The following is a 26582-nucleotide window of genomic DNA, read 5'->3' as shown; positions in this document are numbered from 1 at the left end:
TATCTGCACCTTCGGCACAACTCCAGCCGTGATTCCCGCATTCCGCTCGATAGTTGCCATGCGCAGGAATGATGGTGTTATGTATGTAAAGCCGCATCACAACCTGCAGGTTTGTGTAATTGCAAAGCGGAAATGGACATGCCGACGTCACGCCGATCTGTCTAGAATGCAGTCGCAACCTGAAGTCAGTCGCGCCCTTCGTCTGACCCCCGCTTGAAGTGAAAGGCATGAATCGCAACGACCTTCGCCGTGTGGATCTGAACCTGCTCATTGTCTTCGAAACGCTGATGCACGAGCGCAGTGTGACGCGAGCGGCCGAAAAGCTGTTTCTCGGTCAGCCGGCGATCAGTGCCGCACTGGCGCGGCTGCGCACCTTGTTCGACGATCCGTTGTTCGTGCGTACGGGTCGCAGCATGGAACCGACCGCTCGAGCCCAGGAAATCGCCAGCCTGCTCTCCCCCGCGCTGGACTCGATCTCCACCGCGGTCAGCCGTGCTTCGAGCTTCGACCCGGCCACCAGCGAGCTGGTGTTTCGGATCGGCCTGACCGACGAAGTCGAATTCGCTTTGCTGCCACAACTGCTCCGGCGCATCCGTGCCGAAGCGCCGGGCGTGGTGCTGGTGATACGGCGCGCCAACTACCTGTTGATGCCGGGCCTGCTGGCGTCCGGCGAGATATCGGTCGGCGTCTGCTATACCCAGGAGCTGCCAGCCAACGCCAAGCGCAAGATATTGCGCAGGCCGAAACCGATGCTGCTGCGTGCCGACAGCATTCCGGGCCGCATGACCATGGAAGACTACTGTTCGCGTCCGCATGCCATGGTCTCGTTCGCCGGCGACCTGAACGGTTATATCGACGAGGAGCTGGCGCTGCACGGCTGCAAGCGCAAGGTGGTGCTGGCCGTACCGCAGTTCAACGGATTGGCAAGCCTGCTGGCAGGAACAGACCTGGTCGCAACCTTGCCGGACTATGCCGCATCTGCCCTCGCCGCCAATGGTGGTGTGCGCGCCGAGCCGCTGCCATTCGAGACCAGTCAGGACTTCGAACTGTCCATGGCCTGGCGTGGCGCGCAGGACAACGATCCCGCTGAACGCTGGCTGCGCTCGCGTATTCAGATGTTCGTCGGCGACCCGGACAGTCTCTGAAGCTCCAAATCGCGAAGAGTTTCACCGACCCTACCGGACCGTAATCCACCAACCGTGAGTCCGCACCGCCCCGATCCTCATCGAGGTTCGGATGCGCTGGCGACACCACCTAATAGGTACCGGCGCCTCGTCCGCCATCGATGAAGCCATCGGCAACATCATCCTGGATGATATTCATATTCGCCTTGTTCGATTTCTGCATCGCAAGGCCAGCCGGCACACTCCCGCCATCGATAAAAACCCGAGTTGCGGAGTCAAGCATGGAACGTTCACTCAAAGCCTTGCGTTACCCACTGGTTGCGGTTGCCGCTGTCCTCGTTGGCGCATGCGGCCAAGCGCCAGAGGCCACCGAAGCGGCAATGCCGGCGCCACAGGTCAGCGTGGCTGAAGTCATCGAACAGCAAGTCACCGAATGGGACGAGCTCACCGGCCGTCTGGAGGCTCCGGAGTCGGTGGAGATTCGCCCGCGAGTGTCCGGCTTCATCGACAAGGTTGCCTTCGAGGAAGGCGCACTGGTCAAGAAAGGCGATCTGTTGTTCCAAATCGACCCGAGGCCGTTCGAGGCGCAGGTGAAGCGCCTGCAAGCCGAGCTGCAGCAGGCCCGTGCTACTCAGCAGCGCACCGCCAGCGAAGCTCAGCGTGGTGAGCGTTTGCGCGCCAACAACGCTATCTCCGCCGAGCTCGCCGATGCCCGCGTCAGCGCCGCCAGCGAAGCGAAATCCGCCGTTGCTGCCATCCAGGCGCAACTGGAAGCCGCCAAACTGGATCTGAGCTTCACCCGTGTGACGGCACCGATCGATGGCCGTGCCGGGCGTGCCCTGATCACCGCCGGGAACCTGGTCAATGCCGGCGAGGCCTTGCTGACGACACTGGTTTCCACCGACAAGGTCTACGCCTACTTCGAGGCCGACGAGCGCACCTACCTGAAATACCGCGAGTTGGCACGCGAAGGCGCGCGGGGGGAAGAAACGCCCGTTTACCTCGGTCTTTCCAGCGAGGACGGTCATCCGCATCTGGGTCATATGGACTTCATCGACAACCAGGTCGATCCACGTACCGGCACCATTCGCGGCCGCGCCGTGTTCGACAACCGTGACGGGCGCTTCACCCCGGGGCTTTACGCGCGTCTGAAGCTGGTTGGCAGCGCCACCTACGAGGCGGTGTTGATCAAGGACGTCGCGGTGGGAACCGATCTCGGCAAGAAGTTCGTGCTGGTTCTGGGGGATGACGGCAAGGTGAGTTATCGCTCCGTTGAGCTGGGGCCGAAGCTCGAAGGTCTGCGCATCGTGCGCAACGGCTTGCATGAAGGCGAGACCATTGTCGTCAACGGCCTGCAGCGTGTGCGTCCGGGCAGCCCAGTACAGCCGCAGAACGTACCGATGGCTGATGCCGACACCCTCGCTGCGCTACGTGAGCAAAACCGTGCCATCACGGCAGCGTTCAAGACCGAAGTCGTCGAGCACAACGTGGCGCGCCGTCCAAGCAGCTGAGGCATCCGTTAACCCCCGTAGACCGTGCGCCTCGGCGCACCCTTAGAAAATCGATTCCGTCAGGGCGCGCCATGCGCGCCCTCGCCCCCGGAGTGCGTCATGAATTTTTCTCAGTTCTTCATTCAGCGGCCAATCTTCGCTGCGGTGCTGTCGCTGATCATCCTGATCGGTGGCGCCATCTCGCTGTTTCAGCTGCCGATCAGCGAATACCCCGAAGTCGTTCCACCCACCGTCGTGGTGCGTGCGAACTTCCCCGGCGCCAACCCCAAGGTGATCGGCGAAACCGTCGCCTCGCCGCTGGAGCAGGCCATCACCGGCGTCGAGGGCATGCTCTATATGTCCTCCCAGGCGACCGCCGACGGCAAATTGACCTTGACCGTCACCTTCGCCCTCGGCACCGACCTGGACAACGCCCAGGTGCAGGTACAGAACCGCGTGACCCGCACCATGCCGACGCTGCCGACCGAAGTACAGCGCCTCGGGGTAACGGTGGACAAGGCCTCGCCGGACCTGACCATGGTGGTCCACCTGACCTCGCCTGACGAACGCTACGACATGCTCTACCTGTCCAACTACGCGGCGCTCAACGTCAAGGACGAGCTGGCGCGACTGGACGGTATCGGTGACGTGCAGCTGTTCGGTATGGGCGATTACTCGCTGCGCGTCTGGCTGGACCCGAACAAGGTGGCCTCGCGCAATCTAACCGCGTCCGACGTGGTCAACGCGATCCGCGAGCAGAACCGCCAGGTCGCTGCCGGCTCGCTCGGGGCACCACCGGCACCGGGCGCGACCGACTTTCAGCTGTCGATCAATACCCAGGGCCGTCTGGTCAACGAAGAGGAATTCGAGAACATCATCATTCGTGCCGGCGAAGACGGCTCGATCACCCGCCTGCGCGACATCGCGCGCGTCGAGCTGGGTTCCAGCCAATACGCCTTGCGTTCGCTGCTCAACAACCAGCCGGCCGTGGCCATCCCGGTATTTCAGCGTCCGGGCTCCAATGCCATCGCGATCTCTGACGCCGTGCGTGCGCGCATGGCCGAGTTGAAGAAAGATTTCCCGGAAGGCGTGGATTACGAGATCGTTTACGATCCGACCATTTTCGTGCGTGGATCCATCGAGGCGGTGGTGCACACCCTGCTTGAAGCCCTCGTACTGGTAGTGCTGGTCGTTATCCTGTTCCTGCAGACCTGGCGTGCCTCGATCATCCCGCTGGCCGCCGTGCCGGTATCGCTGATCGGTACCTTCGCCGTAATGCACATGCTCGGCTTTTCGCTGAACGCACTGTCGCTGTTCGGGCTGGTGCTGGCGATCGGGATCGTGGTGGACGATGCCATCGTCGTGGTGGAAAACGTCGAACGTAACATCGGCCTCGGCAAGTCTCCGGTCGAAGCCACCAAACAGGCCATGAAGGAGGTCACCGGGCCGATCATCGCCACAGCGTTGGTGCTCTGCGCGGTGTTCATCCCGACGGCGTTCATTTCCGGCCTGACCGGGCAGTTCTACCAACAGTTCGCACTGACCATCGCGATCTCCACGGTGATCTCGGCGTTCAACTCGCTGACCCTGTCGCCGGCATTGGCCGCAGTCCTGCTGCGTCACCACGACGCTCCGAAAGACGGCTTCTCGCGCTTGCTGGACAAGCTGTTCGGCGGCTGGCTGTTCGGCCCGTTCAACCGCGTGTTCGAGCGCGCCAGTCACGGCTATGTCGGGGCGGTAAGGCGCATCCTGCGTGGCAGCGGCATCGCGTTGGTGGTCTACGTCGGCCTGGTCGCTCTTGGTTACATGGGCTTCGCCAATACCCCGACCGGTTTCGTGCCCCCTCAGGACAAGCAGTACCTGGTGGCCTTCGCGCAGCTGCCCGATGCCGCCACCCTCGACCGTACCGAGGATGTGATCAAGCAAATGTCGGAAATCGCCGGCAAACACCCTGGTGTGGCGAACACCGTCGCCTTCCCCGGCCTGTCGATCAACGGTTTCACCAACAGCCCGAACAGCGGGATCGTCTTCGTCACCCTGAAGGATTTCGATCAGCGCAAGGAGCCGAACATGTCGGCCGGGGCCATCGCCGGTGAGCTGAACGGTCAGTTCGCGGGCATTCAGGAAGCGTATCTCGCGATCTTCCCGCCGCCTCCCGTGCAGGGGCTGGGCACCATCGGCGGCTTCCGGGTGCAGGTGCAGGACCGCGGAAATCTCGGTTACGAGGAGCTCTACAAGCAGGTGCAGAACGTTCTCGCCAAGAGCGCCGACTATCCGGAACTGGCCGGGCTGTTCACCAGCTATCAGGTCAACGTGCCGCAGGTGGACGCCGACATCGACCGCGAGAAGGCCAAGACCCACGGCGTACCGATCGATGAGATCTTCGACACCATGCAGGTCTACCTCGGCTCGCTGTATGCCAACGACTTCAACCGCTTCGGCCGTACCTACCAGGTCAACGTCCAAGCCGACCAGAAGTTCCGCCTGGCACCCGAGCAGATCGGCCAGCTGAAGGTGCGCAACAACCGCGGCGAGATGGTGCCGCTGTCGACCTTCGTCAAAGTCAGCGATAGCGCCGGCCCCGACCGGGTCATGCACTACAACGGTTTCCTCACCGCTGAAATCAATGGCGCCGCGGCACCGGGCTACAGCTCCGGCCAGGCGGAGGCCGCGATGGAGCGCCTGCTGAAGGCCGAACTGCCCAACGGCATGAGCTATGAATGGACCGAGCTGACCTACCAACAGATTCTGGCGGGCAACACGGCAGTCTTCGTCTTCCCGCTCTGCGTGCTGCTGGCCTTCCTGGTGCTGGCTGCGCAATACGAGAGCTGGAGCCTGCCGCTGGCGGTGATCCTGATTGTGCCCATGACCCTGCTGTCGGCGATCACCGGCGTGATTCTGTCCGGTGGCGACAACAACGTGTTCACCCAGATCGGACTGATCGTGCTGGTCGGACTGGCGTGCAAGAACGCGATCCTCATCGTCGAGTTCGCCAAGGACAAACAGGAAGAAGGCATGGACCGTCTGGCCGCTGTGCTGGAGGCCTGCCGGTTGCGGCTGCGGCCGATCCTGATGACCAGCTTCGCCTTCATCATGGGCGTGGTGCCGCTGGTGTTGTCCTCCGGCGCGGGCGCTGAGATGCGTCATGCCATGGGTGTCGCGGTGTTCAGCGGGATGCTCGGCGTGACCTTCTTCGGGCTGCTGTTGACCCCGGTGTTCTACCTGGTGATTCGCGCCTTCGTTGAGAAGCGCGAGGAGAAAAAGGCTGTACTGAAGGAGTCCCATGCATGAAAGCTGTCTTACTGCTTGCCGCGATCTTCACCTTGAGCGCGTGCGCCGTCGGCCCGGATTACCGGACGCCGGAAACGGCTCCAGCCAAGATTGAGCGAGCCAACGCCGAGGGTTTCGACCGCTCGCGCTTCGAATCCGCCTGGTGGCGTCAGTTCGACGACTCGACACTCGATGCGCTGGTCGGCGAGGCATTGTCGGAGAACCGCGAGTTGCGCATCGCCTTCGCCAGGTTACGCGCGGCGCGGTCGATTCGTGATGACGCGGCCAATGATCGTTTCCCGACCGTGACTGCCGGTGCCAGCGCCGAGTACGGCAAGGCTCAGCAGCCGGGTACTAGCGAGGAACGTAGCAATATCGAGCGTTACGATCTGGGTCTGGACATGGCCTGGGAGCTGGATCTGTTCGGGCGCATCCAACGCCGCATCGAGTCCAGCGAGGCACAAAGCGAGGCCGCAGAAGCCGAGCTCTATCAGCTACAGGTCAGCCTGATCGCCGAACTGGTGGATGCCTATGGCCAACTGCGTGGTGCGCAGCTGCGCGAGCGTATCGCCCGGGAAAACCTCGCCAATCAACGCGAGTCGCATGAACTGACCGAGCAGCTGCGCGAAGCCGGTATGGGCAGCGAATTGGATGTGTTGCGTGCCGATGCTCGTCTGGCCGCCACCGAAGCCAGCTTGCCGCAACTGCAAGCGACACAGACCCGCGCGCGCAATCGCATCGCCACCCTCCTCGGCCAGCGTCCGGAGCAACTCAGTGTCGACCTTTCGCCTCGCGAGCTGCCGGCAATAGCCAAGGCATTGCCGATCGGCGATCCCGGCGAACTGCTGCGCCGCCGCCCGGACATTCTTTCCGCCGAACGGCAACTGGCGGCCGCCACCGCTAACGTCGGCGTGGCGACGGCCGATCTGTTCCCGCGGGTAAGCCTGTCGGGCTTCCTTGGGTTCATTGCAGGTCGTGGCTCGCAGATCGGCTCGAGCGCTGCACAAGCCTGGGGGGTGGCGCCGAGCATCAGCTGGGCGGCATTCGACATGGGCAGCGTCCGGGCTCGCTTGCGCGGTGCCGAAGCGGATGCCGAAGGCGCGTTGGCGAACTACGAGCAGCAAGTTCTGCTCGCGCTGGAAGAATCGGAAAATGCGTTCAGTGACTATGCCCGTGCTCAGGAGCGGCTGCTGGCGTTGTTACGCCAATCCAGCGCCAGCCGCGCTGCTGCGCAACAGGCGCAGATTCGCTACCGGGAAGGCACCGTGGACTTCCTGGTGCTATTGGATGCCGAGCGTGAGCGCCTCACCGCCGAGGACGCCCAAGCGCTGGCCGAAGTGGATCTGTACCGTGGAATCGTCGCGCTTTATAAAGCGCTGGGCGGCGGCTGGCAGCTGGCCAGCGGTTGACCTGAAACAGCTCTGCGCCGTTGCTTCGGCGCAGAGCTGCGAGGCAAGCGGCAAACTGTGATCCATGCCCGCTCCCGTTCATCCAATCATGAATTTTGCGAGAAAGCGCTTTAGGTGGTTCGGCTTATTTGGCATAACTCCCCGTTGAAGCTCAATCGCGTCCTCGGACGCAATGCCAACCAACCAAAATAAAGAGCCTTTCAATGATCAAGCCGATCATCACCCTCGCCGGTCTGGTGCTGGCGCTAACCGCGACCGCCGTCGAGGCCGAGCCGATTGTCATCAAGTTCTCCCATGTCGTCGCTGAAGACACCCCCAAGGGCAAAGGCGCGCTGCTGTTCAAGCGACTGGTCGAGGAACGTCTGCCCGGCCAAGTGACCGTCGAGGTCTATCCCAACTCCACGCTGTACGGCGATGCCCATGAGCTGGAAGCCCTAAGCAACAATGATGTTCAACTATTGGCACCCTCGTTGGCCAAGTTCGAGAAGTACACCAAACAGGTGCAGGTATTCGACCTGCCGTTCCTGTTCGACGACCTGGAAGCCGTCAACCGCTTCCAGAAGCGTGCCAAGGGGCGTCAGCTGCTGCGTTCGATGGAAAAGGAAAACATCACCGGACTGGCATACTGGCACAATGGCATGAAGCAACTGTCGGCGACCAAGGCACTGCGCCTGCCGGGCGATGCAGCCGGTCTGGCGTTCCGCATCCAGCCTTCGGCGGTGTTGGAGTCACAGTTCTCACAAGTGGGTGCGACCACTAAAAAGCTCCCCTTCGCCGAGGTTTTCGCCTCGCTGCAGAACGGCACGGTCCAGGGCGCGGAAAACCCTTGGTCGAACATCTACAGCAAGAAGATGCACACCGTGCAGCCCTACATCACCGAGAGTAATCACGGCGTGCTCGACTACATGCTGGTGAGCAACGCACGGTTCTGGTTCGGCATTCCGCACCTGATCCGTACCGAACTGGAAGGCATCATCGATGAGGTGACCTACGAGGTGAACCGCGCCGCCGAGGAAGCCAACCAGGCCGACCGCGAGCGCATCCGCAAGGCGGGCACCTCGGAGATCATCGAGCTTACCCCCGAACAGCGCGAAGCCTGGCGGGAAGCCATGCGGCCAGTATGGAAGGAGTTCGAACCGGTAATCGGCGCCGACATCATCAAGGCGGCACAGACGGTGAATCGCAAGCAGCGTCAGTGATCGAGCACAGCAGAAAAAACCAGGCCTCGGCCTGGTTTTTTTTCGCCTGGTGATTATTGCGGATCCAGCTCGGTATCCAGTTGCTGGATGTCCCAGCCGCCACCCAGCGCCGCGATCAGCTGCACGCTGGCGGTCAAGCGATCGCCCAGTAATGTCAGATTGGTGCGCTCGTTGTTCAGCGCGGTGGTCTGCACCGTTGCCACGCTGAGGAAGTCGACGGTCCCGGCGCGATACTGGTTTTCGATCAGCCTTAGTGACTCTTGCGCCGCCTCCAGTGCTTCGCGCTGTACAACTGCTTCCTCGGCCAGCACACGCAGTTGCACAAGGCTGTCCTCGACCTCGCGGAAGCTGTCGAGCACGGTCTGCCGATAGGTAGCCACTGTCTGGTCATAGCTGGCTTCGGCCTGTTCCAGTTCGGCGCGACGTGCGCCGAAGTCGAGCACGGTCAGCGCGAGTTGCGGGCCCAGCGACCAGAAGCGATTGGGTAGGCTGATCAGGTTGCTGAAGCTGCTGTTTCGATAGCCGCCGCTGGCACTGAGGGTCAGGTCCGGATACCAGGCCGCTTCGGCCACGCCAATCTGCGCATTGGCGGCCATCACCTGACGCTCGGCCGAGGCGATGTCCGGACGGCGCTCCAGCAATTGCGATGGCAACGCCAGCGGCACGTCGGGCAACTGTGGAATATCGCGGCGCTCGGCGATGTTCAGTTCCGACGGTGGCACTCCGATCAGCACCGCAATAGCGTGCTCCATCTGCGCGCGCTGCCAACGCAAGTCGATGGCCTGCGCCTGGGTACTTTTCAGTTGCGTTCGTGCCTGGCTGACATCCGATCTAGGTACGATGCCGGCCTGGTACTGGTTGTCTGTCAGACGCAGGGAGCGCGCGTACGCCGCGACCGTCTGATCGAGCAAGCGCTGCTGCTCGTCCATTACGCGTAGCTGCAGATAGGTCTGTACCAGCTCGGACTGCAGGCTCAAGCGAACCGCGGCTAGGTCCGCCGCGCTGGCTTGCATGTCGGCGCGATTGGCTTCCAGATTGCGCCGCAGCCGGCCCCATATGTCCAGTTCCCAGGATGCATCGAGCCCTACTTCATAGCTTTCGCTCACCCCGCTGCTACCAATGCCCGTTTGCGTGCTGCTGGTTGAACTGCCCTGTCCACCTCGCGATACGCCGCCACTGGCCCCAACCACTGGAAACAGCTGCGAACGCGCGCCACGCACCAGCGCGCGTGCCTGTCGATATTGCGCCTCGGCGGCAGCCAGATTTTGGTTGGAGACGTTCAGCCGCCCGACCAGCGCGTTCAACTCGGCATCGCCGTAGAGCGTCCACCAATCGCCGCGTTGCAATACATCAGACGGAGTCGCGCTCTTCCAACCTTCGGCCTGTTTGAATTCTGCAGCCAGCGGCAGCTCAGGGCGCTGGTAGTCGGGGCCCAGGGTGCAGGCGCCCAGCGAAAACGCCATCACGAAGAGGGCCAGCGGGCGCACGGAATACTTCGAACACAACGAGGTCATAGCGGATTTTCCAGGGCGGCGTCGGTACGTATACCGCGCCAGCTATTGAAACGATGACGCGCCCGGTCCAGGTACAGGTAGACCACCGGCGTCGTGTAAAGCGTGAGCATCTGACTGAGCAACAAACCGCCGATGATGGTCAATCCCAGCGGTTGGCGCATCTCGGCACCTTCCGCGCCGCCCAATAGCAAGGGCAACGCGCCGAGAATGGCCGCCATGGTGGTCATCAGGATCGGGCGGAAACGTAGCAAGCAGGCCCGGCGGATCGACTCGGCTGGGGACAGTCCATCGTTACGTTCGAACTGCAGGGCAAGGTCGATCATCAGAATCGCGTTCTTTTTCACCACACCAATCAGCAGGAACAGTCCAAGCAGCGAGATGAGGCTGAACTCCTCTCGCGTCAGGATGATCGCCAACAGCGCGCCCACACCGGCCGAAGGCAGCGTGGACAGAATTGTCAGAGGGTGAATGTAGCTCTCGTAGAGAATGCCGAGCACGATGTACACCAACAGCAAAGCCCCCAGAATCATCAAGGGCTGGCTTTCCTGCGTGGACTTGAACACATCTCCGGTGCCGCCCAGGCGCCCCTGGACTTCGCTCGGCATGCCGATGGCGGCAACCGCTCGTTCGATGGCCCGTGTCGCCTGATCGAGGCTGACATCGGGGGCCAGATCAAAGTCTATGTTCTCGGCGGCGAACTGCCCGTCATGGCTGACCCGGTCCTCTTCCAGGCTGCGTTCGTAACGTGCGAAGGCTGCCAGCGGAACACGCCGGCCATCGCTTGTGATCACCTGAATCTGCTCAAGCACTTCGGGATGCTGGGCGTAACGCGGATCGATTTCCATCACCACCTGATACTGATTAAGCGATTCGTAAATGGTGGATATCTGCCGCTGGCTGAAGGAATTGTTGAGCAACGCGGTGACCGTGCTCATGTCGATACCGAGCCGCTTGGCGGCATCGCGATCCACCTTCAGGCTGATCTGCTGTGCGCCCTCGCCTTCATTGGCATCGATGCTGGTAAGTTCCGGCAGCGCCTTCAGCGCTCGGGTGACCTGCGGCACCCAGGTGCGTAGATCGTCCAGGTCGCTGGCCAGCAGGTTGTAGGAGTACGCCGAGCTGCTCTGCCGACCGCCACCGAACTGCAGGTCCTGATCGGCCATCAGGAACATGCGCCCGCCGGGCACTTTCGGCTGGTTCTTGCGAATCCGCTCGATCACTTTCTGTGCGGAGATCTTGCGCTCAGCCAGCGGTTTGAGCCGGACGATCATGAACGCATTGTTGATGCCGCCCTGGCCGCCGATGAAGCCCGCCACGCTTTCCACTCCTGGGTCGGCCAGCACCGCCTTGCGAAAGACTTCCATCTTCGGCTGCATGACCTGGAACGACAGCCCGTCGTCGCCGCGGATAAAGCCGGTCAGCTGGCCGGTATCCTGCTGTGGAAGGAAGGTTTTGGGAACCTGGATATACAGGAAGACATTGAGACCGATGGTCGCCAGCAAGGTAAAAAGCGTGATGCGGTGATGACGTAACGCCCATCCGAGGGACCGGTTGTAATGCCGCAACAGCCATTGGTGAGCGTCGTGGCTCCAACGATGCAGGCGGCCTTCGTGCTCAGGCTGATGTGGCTTTAGCCAGCGGGCGCAAAGCATGGGTGTTAGCGTCAGGGAGACCAGCAACGAGACCAGGATGGCGGCTGCCAAAGTGATGGAGAACTCGCGGAACAGCCGCTCCACGAGCCCGCCCATGAACAGGATCGAGACGAACACCACCACCAGCGAGAGGTTCATCGACAAAAGGGTGAACCCTACCTCACGGGTGCCGATATAGGCCGCACGCATCGGCGGTACGCCTTCGTCGATATGCCGCGCGATGTTTTCCAGCACCACGATGGCATCGTCCACCACAAGGCCTGCGGCCAGGATCAAGGCCATCAGCGACAGCACGTTGAGCGAGAAGCCGAACAGGTACATCACGGCAAACGTGCCGACCAATGATACCGGCACCGCCAGCGCCGGTATCAGTGCGGTACGCAACCTTCCCAGGAACAGAAACACCAGGACGATGACCAGGCCCACCGCGATCAGCAGAGTCCGTTCGGCCTCGTGCAGCGTTGCGCGAATGACCGGCGAGCGGTCCATCGCCACCGCCATGTTGACGCTGCCAGGAACGATGGCCTGCAGTGCGGGCAGCTCGTTGCGAATGCCTTCGATGGTCTCGATGATGTTGGCGCCGGCCTGGCGATTGATCACCAGCAGCACGGCCCGGTCGTTGTTGAAAAAACCGTCGTTGTAGCGATCCTCAACACCGTCGCGGACCTTGGCCACGTCGCTCAGGCGCAATGCCGCACCGTCTTGATAGCGAATGATCAGCGGCAGGTAGTCGGCCGCCTCGTGCAGCTGATCGTTGGCCTGCACCTGCCAGTGTCGATCATCGTCTTCGACCATGCCTTTGGGGCGGCGCACGTTGGCCGCAGCGATGGTCTGACGGACCTCGTCTAGGGACACACCGTATTGCTCCAGCTGCTGCGGCTGCAGCTCGACGCGCACCGCCGGCAGCGAACTGCCACCAACCTGCACCTCGCCGACACCCGGCACCTGGGAAAGCTTCTGCGCGAGGATGGTCGAGCCGATGTCGTAGAGCTGCCCCTTGTTCAACACCTCGGAGGTCAGCGACAACACCATGATCGGCGCCTGGGCAGGATTGATCTTGCGATAAGTCGGCATGCTGCGCATACCGCTGGGCAGCAAGTTCCGAGAAGCATTGATCGCCGCTTGCACGTCTCGGGCAGCGCCGTTGATATCGCGCTCGAGGTCGAACTGGATGATGATCCGCGTCGACCCCTGGCTGCTGCGGCTACTCATCTGGCTGACACCGGCAATGCTGCCCAGCGAGCGTTCCAGCGGCGTCGCCACGCTCGATGCCATGATTTCCGGGCTCGCCCCTGGCAGGCTGGCCTGCACCGTGATGACCGGGAAATCCATGTTCGGGAGTGGCGACACCGGCAACAGCCCGAAGCTGACTCCGCCTAACAACAGAATCGCCAGACTCAGCAACATGGTCGCCACCGGGCGGGCGATGAAGGGCGCCGAGAGGTTCATGGATGCGAACCGGAAGCACGAAGCGAGAAGTGGGACGATAAACCGAAGCCCTGCCCGAACCGATCCCTGCACCTAGGACGGGTGCAACCCATCCGAGAAATAGCCACGGGATCGCATAGCGTTGCTGGCCGAATGTTGCCGGTCATACGCGCGCCTCCTGCCCTGCCGCGTCCTTGCGGGCAAAGCGATTGCCCAGGCGATCGAAGAACAGGTAGATCACCGGCGTGGTGAATAGCGTGAGCAACTGGCTGAGCAACAACCCGCCGACCAGCACCAGCCCCAGCGGCTGGCGCAGTTCTGCACCCGAGCCGGACGCCAGCATCAGCGGTACCGCACCGAACAGAGCGGCCAGGGTCGTCATCAGGATCGGACGGAAGCGCAGCAATGCTGCCCGATAGATGGCGTCTCGCGGGCTCATGCCCTGTTGCCGTTCGGCTTCGAGAGCGAAGTCGATCATCATGATCGCGTTCTTCTTGACGATACCGATCAGCAGAATGATGCCGATGATGGCGATCAGCCCCAGGTCGTTACCGGTCAGCAACAGCGCGAGCAAGGCGCCGACTGCGGCCGATGGCAGCGTCGACAGAATGGTGATCGGATGGATATAGCTCTCGTAGAGCACGCCCAGCACGATATACATGGTCACCACCGCCGCCAGGATCAGCAGCAAGGTGCTCGACAGCGATGCGCGGAACGCCTCGGCGGCGCCCTGGAAGCGGCTCTGGATGCCGGCCGGCAAACCGATCTCGGCTTCGATGCCTTCGATGACTTCCACCGCTTTGCCCAGCGACACACCGTCGGCCAGGTTGAATGACAATGTCACGGCCGGGAACTGGCCAATGTGATTGATCAACAATGGCGCGCTGCGTTGCTCCAGCGTTGCCAGACTCGACAGTCGCACCGGGGTGCCTCCCTCGCTCTGCACGAACAGTTGTTCCAATGCCTGCGGCCCGAGACGGTTGCCCGCCTCCGCCTCGAGCACCACGCGGTACTGGCTGGCCTGGGTAAAAATGGTCGAGATCTGGCGTTGACCGAAGGCGTCGTACAGCGCATCGGTGATCGCTGATATTCCGATACCCAGCCGCGCCGCGGCGTCGCGGTCGATATCCAGATAGATCTGCAGACCATCGCTCTGCAGGTCGCTGGCGACGTCAGTCAGCTCAGGGCGTTCACGCAGGGCCGCGACCAGGCGTGGCGTCCACTCCTTCAGCAGCTCGCCATCCGGTGATTCGAGGCTGAACTGGAATTGCGTGCGGCTGACCCGGTCCTCGATCGACAGATCCTGCACCGGTTGCATGTACAGCTCGATGCCCGGCAGTTTCGCCAGCTCCGGGCGCAGCCGATCGATGACCTGGCTCGCGGTGACGTCGCGCTCGGCGTGAGGCTTGAGGTTGATCAACAGGCGACCACTGTTGAGGGTCACGTTGTCGCCGTCGACACCGATATAAGACGACAGGCTGGCCACCGCCGGATCGGCGAGAATCACGCGGGACAACGATTGCTGCCGTTCGCTCATCGCTCGAAAAGAGATCGACTGCGGCGCCTCGCTGATGCCCTGGATCACGCCGGTGTCCTGCACCGGGAAGAAGCCTTTCGGCACAGCCAGATACAGCACCACCGTCAGCCCCAGGGTCACCACCGCGACCAGCAAGGTCAGCGCCTGATGGCCCAACACCCAGGTCAACCAGCGCGCGTAGCCGCCGATGAGGCGCTCGACCCAATCCGGCTTGGATTTCTCCACCGTGGCTGGCTTTAGCAACTTGGCGCACATCATCGGCGTCAGCGTCAGCGACACCACCAACGAGATCAGGATGGCTACCGCGAGGGTGATGGCGAACTCGCGGAACAGACGCCCCACCACGTCCTGCATGAACAGCAGCGGAATCAGCACGGCGATCAGCGACAGCGTCAGCGAGATCAACGTAAAGCCGATCTGCTTGGCACCTTTGAGCGCGGCCTGCAGTGGCGTCTCGCCCTCCTCCACGTGGCGGGCGATGTTCTCCAACATCACGATGGCGTCATCGACCACGAAACCGGTCGCGATGGTCAGGGCCATCAGCGTCAGGTTGTTCAGTGAGAATCCGGCAAGATGCATCACTGCGAAGGTGCCGATGAGCGACAGCGGCACCGCGATGGAGGGAATGATGGTCGCCGACAGACGCTTGAGGAACACGAAGGTGACCATCACGACCAGGAAGGTGGCCATCAACAGTTCGTGCTGCACATCGGTGATCGCGGCGCGGATGGTCTGCGTGCGGTCGGTGAGCACCACCACATCGAGACCGGCCGGCATGCTGGCGGTGACCTCGGGAAGCAGCGCCTGAATACGCTCGACCACCTCGATCACGTTGGCACCGGGCTGACGCTGGATATTCAGCAGCACGGCCTGGCTTTGATTGGCCCAGGCGGCGAGGCGCTCGTTCTCGGCGCCATCGATGATGTGAGCGACATCCTTCAGTCGCAGTGTCGCGCCATTCTCATAAGCCAATATGAGATTGGCGTATTCCTCCGGCGTTTTCAGTTGATCGTTGGCATCGAGCATCGATACCCGCGTCGGGCCGTCGAAATTGCCTTTGGGCTGGTTGACGTTGGAGCTGGTCACCAAGGTGCGTACATCGGCGAGCGACAAGCCGTAGGACGCGAGCGCCTCCGGATTGACTCGAATGCGCACCGCGGGGCGCTGCCCTCCGGCGATACTGACCATGCCCACGCCGCTGATCTGCGCGAGCTTCTGTGCCATGCGCGTATCGACCAGATCGTGGAGTTCCGGTAGTGCGAGGCTTTCCGAGGTGATCGCCAGCGTCATCACTGGTGTATCCGCCGGGTTGACCTTGTTGTACACCGGAGGCGCCGGAAGGTCGTTCGGCAGCAGGTTGCTGCCGGCATTGATGGCCGCCTGGACCTCCTGCTCGGCCACGTCCAGCTCGACCTCCAGCGAGAACCGCAAGGTGATCACCGACGCGCCGCCGGAACTGGTCGAGGACATTTGGGTTAGCCCGGGCATCTGCCCGAACTGGCGCTCCAGCGGCGCGGTCACGGCGCTGGTCATCACCTCTGGGCTGGCTCCTGGATACAGCGTCATGACCCGAATGGTCGGGTAATCCACCTGCGGCAACGCCGAAACCGGCAGCATGCGATAGGCGATCAACCCGGCCAGCAGGATCGCGATCATCGTCAGGGTGGTCGCCACCGGCCGGAGAATGAAAAGCCGCGACAGGTTCATCGCGCCGGACGCTCCTTGGCGCTCTGGGTATCGACTTTCGGATTTGCGGCCGCTTCTTCGGCGAGCGTCTGGCGATCCACCACTTCGACTTCGCTGCCGTCACGCAGGCGATCGGTGCCTTCCATGACGATCCGCTCGCCGACACTCAGCCCTTTGGTGACGACCGTCTTGTCACCATTACTCGGGCCCACCTCGAGCACCCGCAGCTCGACCTTCGAATCCTCCCCGACGACGTAGGCGTAGTTTCCACGCGAGCCGAACTGCAACGCCGCTGACGGAATCAGAATCGCGTCGTCCAGGGTTTCCACGCGCAGGCGAATGTTGACGAACTGGTTGGGGATCAGCAGCTCCGCCTCGTTATCGAAGCGGGCCTTCATTTTCAGCGTACCGGTGGTGGTGTCGATCAGGTTGTCGAGGCTTTCCAGTACGCCTTCGCCGAAGAGCACCCGCTCGCCACGGTCCCAGGCCTGCACCGACAGCTCGTCGCCGCGACGAAAACGCGAAATGACCGGCGGCAGGTCGCTTTCCGGCAGAGTGAAGCTGATCGCCATGGGCTGAGTCTGGGTAATGACCACCAGCGGCGTGGTGTCGTTGGCCGCGACCAGGTTGCCCTGATCCAGCTGGCGCAAGCCGACGCGGCCATCGATCGGCGCGCGAATCTGAGTGAACTGCAGGTTCAGCTTGGCCTCGTTGACCGCCGCCTGATTCGCGGCGAGTGTGCCCTGGTACTGGTTGACCAGCGCCTGCTGCGTGTCGAGGGTCTGCTTGGCAATGCTGTCATCTGCAAACAAGCCCCGATAACGCTTGAGGTCGACCTGCGCGTTCTGCAACAGCGCGCGATTCTGCTGCAGCGTACCTTCCGCCTGTTGCAGCGCCACCTCGTAGGGGCGCGGATCGATCACGGCGAGCAAGTCGCCGGCCTGCACCCGCTGGCCTTCTTCGAAGCGCACTTCGACCAGCTCGCCAGCCACACGGCTGCGCACATTTACCGTGTTGAGGGGCGTAACGGTACCCAGCGCCTTGGCATAAACCTCGAACCGGCCCTGTTCGACCACCGCGACCCGTACCGGTGTCGGGCCACCGAACGCACCGAAAGCCGGACGCCCGCCAGGTTGCTGTTTCGGTTTCTCGGCGGCGGTTGGCCATAGCCACCAGAGCAGCAGTACGATCGCGATGATCATGCCGCCAATGATCAGCCAGCGCCATACGGAGCCGGTAGAAGAAGTGTTTGCCTCGGACATGAACGGGGTTCGCTTGGAAATGAGCGTGAACCATAAGCAGTCGCACGCCGCTCGCAAAGGAGATTTACGGCATTTTTACGTATCCGGAGTTGTCCTGAGCAAAACGGACCGCAAAACCTGCGATCAGGTCCCAGGAACCATGCTTGAGCCTTCCAGTCTATGTATCGTTCTCCGGAGCGCTGGCGAGCGAGACTCAGCGGAACTGCTCCGACGAGCCACTGCATCTGGTCGACATACCGCTATTCATCAGGCCACCCGATAATGGTCTGCACAGGATCAAGGAATGAACGCATCACTGGTTATCCTGGCGCTGACTGTCGCCAGCTTTCTCCTCGGTTTTCTACGCGACCTGTTCATTGCCAAGGCCTTCGGCCTGAGCTGGGAAGCGGACCTTATCTTCGTCGCGCTGATCCTGCCGATGTTCTTCGAGAACTTCCTCGGTCTCGCCCTGCGCGATGCGATGATCCCGTACCTGCAAAAGCTGCGTAGCCAGTCCGAAGCCCTGTTTGAGACCGTCAGCCGCTGGCTCTACTGGCGGGTAATGCTTATGGGCGCAGCGGTGAGTGGCGTCGCCGTCGTCGGCAGCTACTGGATCCTCAACCTGCTGGCGCCCGGCTGGACAGACGCTCAAGTTGCCTCCGGCCAGATCGTGTTCTGCGTCGGCGCAGCGCTCATCGCCGTTCAGGCTGTCCTGTATTGCCAGGGGGCGCTGCTCAACATGGATGAAGTGTTCATCCTGCCGATGACGCGCACGGTACTGCTCAACGCCGGCGCGATCATCGGGATCCTGCTGTTCCAGCCCACCGGCATGGTGATCTTCATCGGCATGCTGCTGCCCCAACTGGGGTTGATACTGGTGCAACATCGGCGCATCGCCTATCTGCGTGGAGCCAAGACCGTAGAGACGACGGGGCATGCGGGCGGCTTCGGCCTCGCATTCGCGCCGGTTCTGCTGGCCGCCGGGGCGCAGCAAGGCTGCATTCTTGCCGAGCGCATGTTCGCTTCCTTCCTGGATGAAGGCAGCATCACCATGCTGTCCTTTGCGTTCCGCATCGTCACCATTCCGCTCACGCTCTATGCGCTGTCGGTGTTAGCGGTGCTCTTTCCTCGTTTCGTCTCGAGTTGGAACGACGACGATCTCAGCGGCCACGCCGCAGTGATACGCAAAGGATTGCTGGCCACCCTGCTATTCCTGGTGCCGGCGGCGGTGGTGCTATGTTCGTTCCCGCAAACGGTGGTATCGGTGCTACTCGAGCGAGGTCAGTTCGGTGCACCGCAAACCGACGCGACGGCATCGCTGGTGATCCTGTATGCGCTGGGCCTTCCTGCAATGGGGCTGGCGCTGCTTTGGGGACGCGCGCTCCTGGCTCAGCATCAGTCACGTCTGTTTCTGGTAATCACGTTGATCAGCTCTGCCCTGACGATCGGCCTCGACGCACTGCTCTACGCTCCGTACGGTGCAGAGGGCCTGGCGTTCGCCTTCTCCTGCGGCGCGACAATGCAGGCATTGTTCATGGGACTGTACGTCTATCGTGCGTCGCCCACAGGGCTGGCGCCGGGCGTGCTCTTGCGTTGGCTCGCCACCGCGGCTGCAGTCGCCACGGCGTTGCATTGGCTGCCCGCGCCGCAGGGGTTGCTGCAGTTGTGCCTGTATATCGCGCTGGTGCTCTGTGCCTTCGCTGTCGGCGTAGTGCTGCTGGGTGAGCGAGACCTGTTCAAACCCACCTATTGGTCGATGAAGAAAGCCTGACGGCTCCGTGCTCCGAGATGGGCTCCTTGCTGCAACCTTTGTCTACAGACACAATAAATGCTATGTTTGCGTCTACAGAATCAAAGCAGGCACATAAGCCATGACAGCAATTCTCCCAGCACCGGCGTTTACGAAGGATCAATGCGCAACGGGCCTGCGAGCCGCGGTGAATATTCTTGAGAAGTGGCAGGCGACCACCGAACAGGCTTGCAACATCCTGCGGATCTCGCGCAGTACCCATGCGCGCGCCAAGTTGGGTGACGCCAGTTGGTCGGTGAACCTCGACCCGGACCAGATGCAACGCATCAGTTTCGTGCTCAACATTCACGCCGCGCTACGGCTGGTTTTCGATAACCCGGAAAACGTCTACGGTTTCCCTGCCATGGCCAACCACAACGAGTTCTTCAACGGACGCTCGCCGTTGGAGATCATGGCCCAGGGCGACATGATCTCCTTGTACGAATCGTTCCGGCGCATCGATAGCCTACGGGGGGCTCAATGGTAGCGCTGGGCGAGTTGCCGGAGCGGGCTGACGCCCAGCTGCAGGCGTATCGGCTGGTTAACTCGAAGTTTCCGCCTATTGCCTTGTTCGATGATGTTGCAGACGCGGCCGAATTCGACACGCTGTATCAGTTGCAAGCCCTGACGAACCCGAGACTCCACAACGAGACCGGGCGCCTCGAGCTGATACCCCGTACGGAAATCCCCTTCGGCATTCCGGGCTGCTCATACGCAACCAGTCCCTTTACCCATGTGAACCCCGCGGGGTCGCGGTTCAGCGATGGCACCTTCGGCGTGCTTTACCTGGCCAGCACGATGGATACGGCCCTTGCCGAAGTGCGCTATCACCAGGACCAGTATTGGTCGAAAGTTCATGGCTTGAATTACGACCGGTTCGTCTTCCGCGGCTTGTCGTGCCGATTCAACGAAGCCGGGATGCTCGACGCAACGTCCGTCCCGATGACTGACCCCATCTACGATCCCGATGATTACGCTCAAGGCCGTCGCCTCGGACGCTCGGTGAAAGCCTCCGGCAAGCCCGGCTTGCGATACCGCTCGGTACGCAAAGAAGACCAGGAATGCTGGGCGCTGATGACACCAAAGCCGGTGCTGTCCATCGTCCAGACCGCTCATTACGAAATGATCTGGAACGGTCGAATTTCCAGCGTCAGTCTCGTCAGCGCGATTTAAGCGCGCCATAACAGCAAGCGCTCATAAATCCAGAAAATCTCCTGGGTTCAGGCCGCATCGCCCTGATCGCAAGCGGCGCGCCTATTGGCTCCATTCCCATCGCGCGAGCAGGCTTTATCGTCAAAATCAGACTCAGCGGTAAATTCCAAAACCCATGGGCAAAACTTCATAGCGACAGGCAAGGCGGCCTGGCCGGGCGCTCTTCGATACTCGGGACACATCAGAACAAGAGTCCCGTATGAACACCTACCAACCCACTGCCAAGAACGGGGTCGGCCAGATAGGACGGTCCCAGCGTCGCGTCGAGGACGCGGCGCTACTGCGCGGGCTGGGCCGCTATGCCGACGATGTCGCCGTTCCACCCGGCACGTTGCACGCTGCCATTGTCCGCTCTCCTCATGCCCACGCCCGCATCATCTCGGTAGACATGGACGCTGCGCTGGCCATGAAGGGCGTGCATGGCGTCCTCACCGGAGAAGATGTCAAACGCTGGGCAAATCCGTTCCCTGTGGGCGTTCGTGCGCCCATGGAACACTGGTGCCTGGCGATCGACAAAGCCCGTTACGTTGGCGAGCCGGTCTGTGTGGTGATCGCCGAAGACCGCTACCTGGCCGAGGACGCGCTGGATGCCGTGCGGGTCGAATACGAACCGCTCCCGCCGATCATCGATCCGGAGGCCGCGGCGGAAGACGGCGCCCCCGTGCTTCACGAAGCGGTCGGCAGCAACGTGGTCAACGAGCGACACTTCCACTATGGGGAGCCGGAGCAGGCGTTCGAAACCGCCCCTCACCGGGTCTCGATCAAGGTCCATTACCCGCGAAACTCCTGTACGCCCATCGAGTGTTACGTGGTGCTGGGGCAATACCAGCCCACAACCGGCACTTATGACGTCCTTTCCAATTTTCAGGGCCCCTATGCACTGCACTCGGTGATGGCGCGTGCGTTGAACGTACCCGGCAATCGTCTGCGCCTTCGTACGCCGCCAGACTCGGGTGGTAGCTTCGGCATCAAACAGGGGGTTTTCCCCTACGTGGTGCTGATGGGGTTGGCGGCACGCAAGGTCGGCGCACCGGTGAAGTGGGTCGAGGACCGGCTGGAACACTTGCAAGCCTCGTCCAGCGCAACCAACCGGGTCTGCGAGATTCAGGCAGCGGTCGAAAGCGACGGGCGCGTGACCGCCCTGCACTATGACCAGATCGACGACTGCGGTGGCTACCTGCGCGCGCCGGAGCCGGCTACCTTCTACCGCATGCACGGCAACCTGTCGGGTGCCTACGCCATCCGCAATCTGTCGGTGCGCAATCGCGTCGTGCTCACCAACAAAGTCCCAAGCGGTCTCAACCGCGGGTTCGGCGGCGGCCAGGTGTATTTCGCGCTCGAGCGCCTGATGCACAAGGTCGCCAGCCAGCTGGGGCTGGACCCGTTGCAGGTCATTCGCCGCAATCTCGTACCAGCGGGCGTTTTTCCCTACCGGGCCGCTGCCGGGGCCCTACTCGACTCCGGCGATTACCCCGCGACGGTCGATCTCGCCGTTCGTGAGGGTGGGCTCGATGAACTGTTACGGCGCCGCGAACAGGCCCGTGCCGAAGGCCGCCTTTATGGCATTGGCTACACCGCGGTAGTCGAGCCGTCGATATCCAACATGGGCTATATCACCACGGCGATGACGCCTGAGGAACGACGCAAGAGCGGGCCTAAGAACGGTGCGGTCAGCACCGCCACGGTCAGCGTCGACCCGCTCGGTGGCGTCACCGTGCATATTTCATCAACGCCCCAGGGTCAGGGGCATCAGACCGTCGTGGCGCAGATCGTCTCGGAGGTGCTGGGCGTGGCGCTCGACAGCATCAACGTCAATGTCGAGCTGGACACCGGCAAGGACGCCTGGTCGATCGCATCCGGCAATTATTCCAGCCGTTTTGCCGGTGCGGTTGCCGGCTCTGTCTACAAGGCCGCCGTGAGAATTCGCGAGCGTATGGCCGATATTGCGGCGTCGATGTGGGACGTGCCGGCCGACCAGTTGCGCTTTGCCAACGGCAAGGTATTTGTCGAGGACGGCCCCAGCCAGGCGTTCCATCGTATCGCGGGGTCCACCCACTGGTCGCCAGGCCTGCTTCCCGATAACGAGGAAGGTGGGCTACGCGAAACCGCATTCTGGACGCCGTCGCAGCTGACCGCTCCGGATGACAACGACTGCATCAACAGCTCGCTGTGCTACGGCTTCATCTTCGACTACTGCGGTCTTGAGGTGGACCGGATCACGGGCGAGGTACAGATAGACCGCTACGTCACCTGCCACGACGCCGGCCGCATCCTCAACCCGATGCTGGTCGACGGACAAATCCGCGGGGGCTTCACCCAGGCGCTCGGCGTGGCGCTGATGGAAGAATTCGCGTATGGCGAAGACGGCAGCTTCCTGTCGGGTACCTTTGCCGACTACCTGGTGCCAACCGCTCCCGAGGCTATCGAGCCGCTGATCCTGCATATGGAAACGCCCTCGCCCTTCACTCCGCTTGGCGCCAAGGGCGTGGGCGAAGGCAACAACATGAGCACACCGGTGTGCATCGCCAATGCCATGGCCGACGCACTGGGACGTTCCGACATCAAGCTGCCGCTGACGCCTTCACGGGTCCGCACCATGATCGGCATCGACGAGCCGCCTCCGCCCGAAGGTGTCACGCTGCACAGTCCACGGGTGGCGGGCGGCTCTGCCCTGCAGGCCCAGGATTCGGTCGAGATTCCGGCACCGCCGCAGGCGGTGTTCGACGCCCTGCTCGATCCGGAAACACTCAAGGCGATCATCCCCGGTTGCCACGCGCTCGAGCTGGAAAGCGAGCACCACTACCGCGCCGACGTGACAGTGGGCGTTGGCATGATTCGCGCGCGCTTCGCCGCTCGCGTCGGGCTTACGGACCTTGAGCCTCCGCATTCATTGCGGCTGTCCGGTTCAGGCAACAGCCCGATGGGCTCCGCTACCGGCAGCGCCAAGGTGACCTTCATCGAGTTGGAAAGCGGCTATACGCGCCTGGATTACGCCTACGACGCCGCGGTCAGCGGCAAGGTCGCCGCGGTCGGCGGACGCATGTTGCAGAGCGCTTCGAAAGTGATCATCGGCCAGATATTCACACGGCTAGCGCATCGACTGACGGGCAAGCCAGTGGAAACCAGCCTGTGGCAGCGGCTGCGCACGTTGCTGGGTCTCGGAGGTGAGAAATGAAACCCGCCGCATTCGATTACATCCGTGCCGCTGACAAGCGCGAGGTGCTGCAGCTACTGGCCGAACACGGCGAGCACGCCCGCATCATCGCAGGCGGGCAGTCACTCATGGCGGTGCTGAACATGCGCCTGGCGCAACCCAAGGTGCTGATCGACATCAACCACGCCAGCGACCTGCATTATCAGAAGCTGGAAAAAAACCGCCTGGTCGTGGGTGCTGCCGTGCGCCAGGTGGAGCTGTTGGACCGCTCCAGCCTGGTCCATGAAGTGCCCCTGCTGGCTCAAGCCATGCCGTGGATCGGTCATTTCCAGACCCGCAACCGGGGCACCGTCTGTGGCTCGGTCGCCCATGCCGACCCTAGCGCCGAGATCCCGCTGTGCCTGGTCACGCTAGGCGGCACGGTGGTACTCGAATCACTCAAGGGTAAACGTCGAGAGCTGCCGGCCGAGCAGTTCTTCCAGGGCGTGCTGACCACAGAAAAACGCCCAGACGAGCTAGTCGTCGAAGTGCACTTTCCGCTGCTCGAACCCGGTGTCAGCTATCGCTTTCGTGAGGTTGCGATGCGCCATGGCGACTTCGCGTTGGTTGCGCTGGCCGCCTGCATCAGACAGGACCAGGTAGACCTTGGCATTGGCGGCGTGGCTGATCGCTCGGTCCTACGCCGGTTGCCATTGGGCGCGGAACTCAAGGACGCACTCAACACATTCGCCTGGTCGCTTGGCGCGCAGGACGATGTACACGCCAGCGCGGCGTACCGGCGTCAGCTGGTGCGCGAGCTAGGCCAACAACTGATCGAAGGTACCGACCATGCACGCGCCAGCTGACCAGCGCTTCCCCGTCAAAGTGGAACTCAACGGCCGCCAGCGCGAAGCCCTGGCCGAGCCTCGCATGCAGCTGTGCGACTTTCTGCGCCACGAGCTGGGCGCCACCGGCGTGCACGTGGGCTGCGAGCACGGCGTGTGCGGGGCTTGCACGGTACTGGTAGACGGCGTGGCCTCGCGCTCATGCCTGATGCTGGCGGTACAGGCTCATGACCGCCGCGTGGACACCGTGGAATCGCTGGCCCGCGACGACATCATGAACGACCTGCAACAGGCGTTCAGCCGTCATCACGCCTTGCAATGCGGGTTCTGCACCGCCGGGATCCTCATGTCATGCGTCGAATTCCTGGAGCGTATGCCGAATCCGGATGAAACGCAGGTCCGCGACATGCTTTCCGGGCATCTGTGTCGCTGCACCGGCTACACCGGCATGGTCCAGGCGGTACTGGAAGTGTCACGACAACGACAAGAAAACACCGTGGAGAACGACAACCATGTTTGACCTTGGACGCAGCTTTCTCGCCGCGGTCGAGCGCCGACCGCACGCGATCGCGATCAGCGATGGCGAGCTCAGGAAAACCTACGAGGCCTGGTTCGATGACATTCAGCGCGCGAGCTTCGGCCTCGAGCAATTGGGCCTGACGAAGGGCGACCATCTGGTCACCGTCATGCAGAACCGTTGGGAAATGGCCACGCTGCACTGGGCCTGCCAGTTCAGCGGGATCATCATGACGCCCCTGAACTGGCGCTGCACCACGGAGGACCTGACATGGTGCCTCAAGGACGCCGAGGCTCGCGTGTTGGTCTATGACGACTCTGGGCGGAGCGCCGTGGAGGGTTGCGCAGTCAAGAATATCCGCTGTATCAGCCTCGGCGGGCCAGTGGGCGACAGCGTCATGAGTTTTCAGCAGCTCTGCGCTCAGCCACCGAACGAAACGATCCTGCGTGCCTCCCCTGAAGACTGGTCGCTCATGCTCTACACGTCAGGCACGACCAGTCGGCCCAAGGGCGTGCCCCGCCGCCATCGCGCCGAACGAGCCTCCGCCGTGGCGCATGTGGCGCAGAATCTCTACGGCCATGAGGAGCGCACCCTGGGCGTCATGCCTCTGTATCACACCATGGGTGTGCGTTCCCTTCTGTCGATGGCCTTGCTCGACGGTCATTTCGTGTGCGTGCCCAAGTTCGATGTCGAAGCAACGCTGGATGCCATCGAGCGCGAGCGCATCACCAACCTGTATCTGGTACCAACGCTGTATCACATGCTCATCGAGCATCCCGCCTTCAACCCCGAGCGTGTCGCCAGCGTGACCAAGCTCGGCTTCGCTGGCGCGCCGATGAGTGATGGCCTGATGCAGCGGGTCGATCAGGCGTTCAAGCCGGAGCTGTTCGTCAACCACTACGGCAGCTCCGAAATCTACACCTTCACCATCGACCAGAAGGCCAGCAGCAAGCCGGGTTCATCCGGGCGCAGTGCGCTCAATCAGCGCATCCGTGTCGTCGCACTGGGCAGCACCTCGCCGGACGACCTCTGCAAGCCGAACGAGGAAGGTCAGATCATCGCCGACCTGGCCAGTGATGAGGCCTTCGAAGGCTATTGGAAGCGCCCCGATTCCGACGCCAAGGCAATCCAGGCGGGCTGGTACTTCACCAGCGACACCGGCTTTTTCGACGAGGATGGCGACCTCTTTGTGACCGGCCGAGTCGATGACCTGATCATCACCGGCGGCGAGAACGTCAGCCCAGCCGAGATTGAAAACGCGCTGTCGCTGCACCCGGCCGTCGAGGAGGTCGCGGTGGTCGGGCTCCCCGATGAGCAGTGGGGCAAATTGATCGCAGCCTTCATCAAATTACGCCACCCGGTGACCGAAGCCGAACTGGACGCCCATTGCGTCTCCTCGGGACTCGCTCGTTTCAAGCGTCCACGCCGTTACGAATTCATTGACCAGATCCCCAAATCCCCGGTCGGCAAGATCTTGCGCCGCATGCTGGTGGCGCAATACGGCTCCGAAACCGTCAGCTGATCCCCTTCACAATG

16 protein-coding genes are annotated in these 26582 nt (G+C 62.3%); 12 read left to right on the top strand and 4 right to left on the bottom strand.

Annotated features, from left to right (window positions below; all coding sequences use genetic code 11):
• The first annotated feature begins 227 nt into the window (after nt 1-227).
• From MCB86_RS00190 to MCB86_RS00170, 5 genes are all read left to right on the top strand, one after another.
• On the top strand, nt 228-1145 hold the full coding sequence (locus tag MCB86_RS00190; RefSeq protein ID WP_045162297.1) for a LysR family transcriptional regulator: 918 nt from the start codon (nt 228-230) through the stop codon (nt 1143-1145).
• Between the two features lie 260 nt (nt 1146-1405).
• Nucleotides 1406-2635: a multidrug efflux RND transporter periplasmic adaptor subunit MexE gene (gene mexE, locus MCB86_RS00185; RefSeq protein ID WP_045162298.1), complete on the top strand. Its 1230-nt coding sequence runs from the start codon at nt 1406-1408 to the stop codon at nt 2633-2635.
• A gap of 99 nt (nt 2636-2734) precedes the next feature.
• Nucleotides 2735-5905 (top strand): efflux RND transporter permease subunit, encoded by a 3171-nt coding sequence (locus MCB86_RS00180; protein ID WP_045162299.1) that lies wholly within the window; start codon nt 2735-2737, stop codon nt 5903-5905.
• Nucleotides 5902-7293, top strand: a complete 1392-nt coding sequence (locus MCB86_RS00175; protein ID WP_239608958.1) for an efflux transporter outer membrane subunit — start codon at nt 5902-5904, stop codon at nt 7291-7293. Before MCB86_RS00180 ends, MCB86_RS00175 begins: the two co-directional genes overlap by 4 nt.
• 206 nt (nt 7294-7499) lie before the next feature.
• Nucleotides 7500-8492, top strand: a complete 993-nt coding sequence (locus tag MCB86_RS00170; RefSeq protein ID WP_239609065.1) for a TRAP transporter substrate-binding protein — start codon at nt 7500-7502, stop codon at nt 8490-8492.
• A gap of 53 nt (nt 8493-8545) precedes the next feature.
• Here the strand turns inward: MCB86_RS00170 and MCB86_RS00165 are convergent, their stop codons facing one another.
• The 4 genes from MCB86_RS00165 to MCB86_RS00150 form a co-directional block, all read right to left on the bottom strand.
• Entirely contained in the window at nt 8546-10006 is a 1461-nt protein-coding gene (locus tag MCB86_RS00165) for an efflux transporter outer membrane subunit (protein WP_239608955.1), read from the bottom strand.
• Nucleotides 10003-13107: an efflux RND transporter permease subunit gene (locus tag MCB86_RS00160; RefSeq protein WP_045162302.1), complete on the bottom strand. Its 3105-nt coding sequence runs from the start codon at nt 13105-13107 to the stop codon at nt 10003-10005. Before MCB86_RS00160 ends, MCB86_RS00165 begins: the two co-directional genes overlap by 4 nt.
• Nucleotides 13108-13249: 142 nt before the next feature.
• A complete protein-coding gene (locus MCB86_RS00155) occupies nt 13250-16330 on the bottom strand; it encodes an MdtB/MuxB family multidrug efflux RND transporter permease subunit (protein WP_239608951.1) in 3081 nt (1026 codons plus the stop codon).
• Entirely contained in the window at nt 16327-17571 is a 1245-nt protein-coding gene (locus MCB86_RS00150; RefSeq protein ID WP_045162304.1) for an MdtA/MuxA family multidrug efflux RND transporter periplasmic adaptor subunit, read from the bottom strand. Before MCB86_RS00150 ends, MCB86_RS00155 begins: the two co-directional genes overlap by 4 nt.
• Before the next feature lie 283 nt (nt 17572-17854).
• Here MCB86_RS00150 and MCB86_RS00145 point away from each other — a divergent pair, with 283 nt between their 5' ends.
• From MCB86_RS00145 to MCB86_RS00115, 7 genes are all read left to right on the top strand, one after another.
• A complete protein-coding gene (locus tag MCB86_RS00145) occupies nt 17855-19321 on the top strand; it encodes a lipid II flippase MurJ (protein ID WP_045162305.1) in 1467 nt (488 codons plus the stop codon).
• Nucleotides 19322-19421: 100 nt separating this feature from the next.
• Complete coding sequence (locus MCB86_RS00140) at nt 19422-19826, top strand: hypothetical protein (protein WP_045162306.1); 405 nt, start codon at nt 19422-19424, stop codon at nt 19824-19826.
• Nucleotides 19820-20512 (top strand): RES family NAD+ phosphorylase, encoded by a 693-nt coding sequence (locus tag MCB86_RS00135; RefSeq protein ID WP_045162307.1) that lies wholly within the window; start codon nt 19820-19822, stop codon nt 20510-20512. The genes MCB86_RS00140 and MCB86_RS00135 overlap by 7 nt, the downstream gene beginning before the upstream one ends.
• Before the next feature lie 238 nt (nt 20513-20750).
• Nucleotides 20751-23726: a molybdopterin cofactor-binding domain-containing protein gene (locus tag MCB86_RS00130; RefSeq protein ID WP_239608945.1), complete on the top strand. Its 2976-nt coding sequence runs from the start codon at nt 20751-20753 to the stop codon at nt 23724-23726.
• The gene (locus MCB86_RS00125; protein WP_045162309.1) at nt 23723-24550 is read left to right on the top strand and encodes an FAD binding domain-containing protein; all 828 of its coding nucleotides are present in this window, start codon (nt 23723-23725) and stop codon (nt 24548-24550) included. Before MCB86_RS00130 ends, MCB86_RS00125 begins: the two co-directional genes overlap by 4 nt.
• A complete protein-coding gene (locus MCB86_RS00120; protein WP_239608943.1) occupies nt 24534-25049 on the top strand; it encodes a (2Fe-2S)-binding protein in 516 nt (171 codons plus the stop codon). The genes MCB86_RS00125 and MCB86_RS00120 overlap by 17 nt, the downstream gene beginning before the upstream one ends.
• The gene (locus MCB86_RS00115; RefSeq protein WP_239608942.1) at nt 25042-26568 is read left to right on the top strand and encodes an AMP-binding protein; all 1527 of its coding nucleotides are present in this window, start codon (nt 25042-25044) and stop codon (nt 26566-26568) included. The genes MCB86_RS00120 and MCB86_RS00115 overlap by 8 nt, the downstream gene beginning before the upstream one ends.
• The last annotated feature ends 14 nt before the right edge of the window (nt 26569-26582 follow it).

This window comes from Pseudomonas sp. KSR10, assembly GCF_022355455.1.
Lineage (GTDB): Bacteria > Pseudomonadota > Gammaproteobacteria > Pseudomonadales > Pseudomonadaceae > Stutzerimonas > Stutzerimonas stutzeri_E.
The sequence above is the reverse complement of the archived record's forward strand: the minus strand, read 5'-3'. Positions and strand labels throughout refer to the sequence as shown.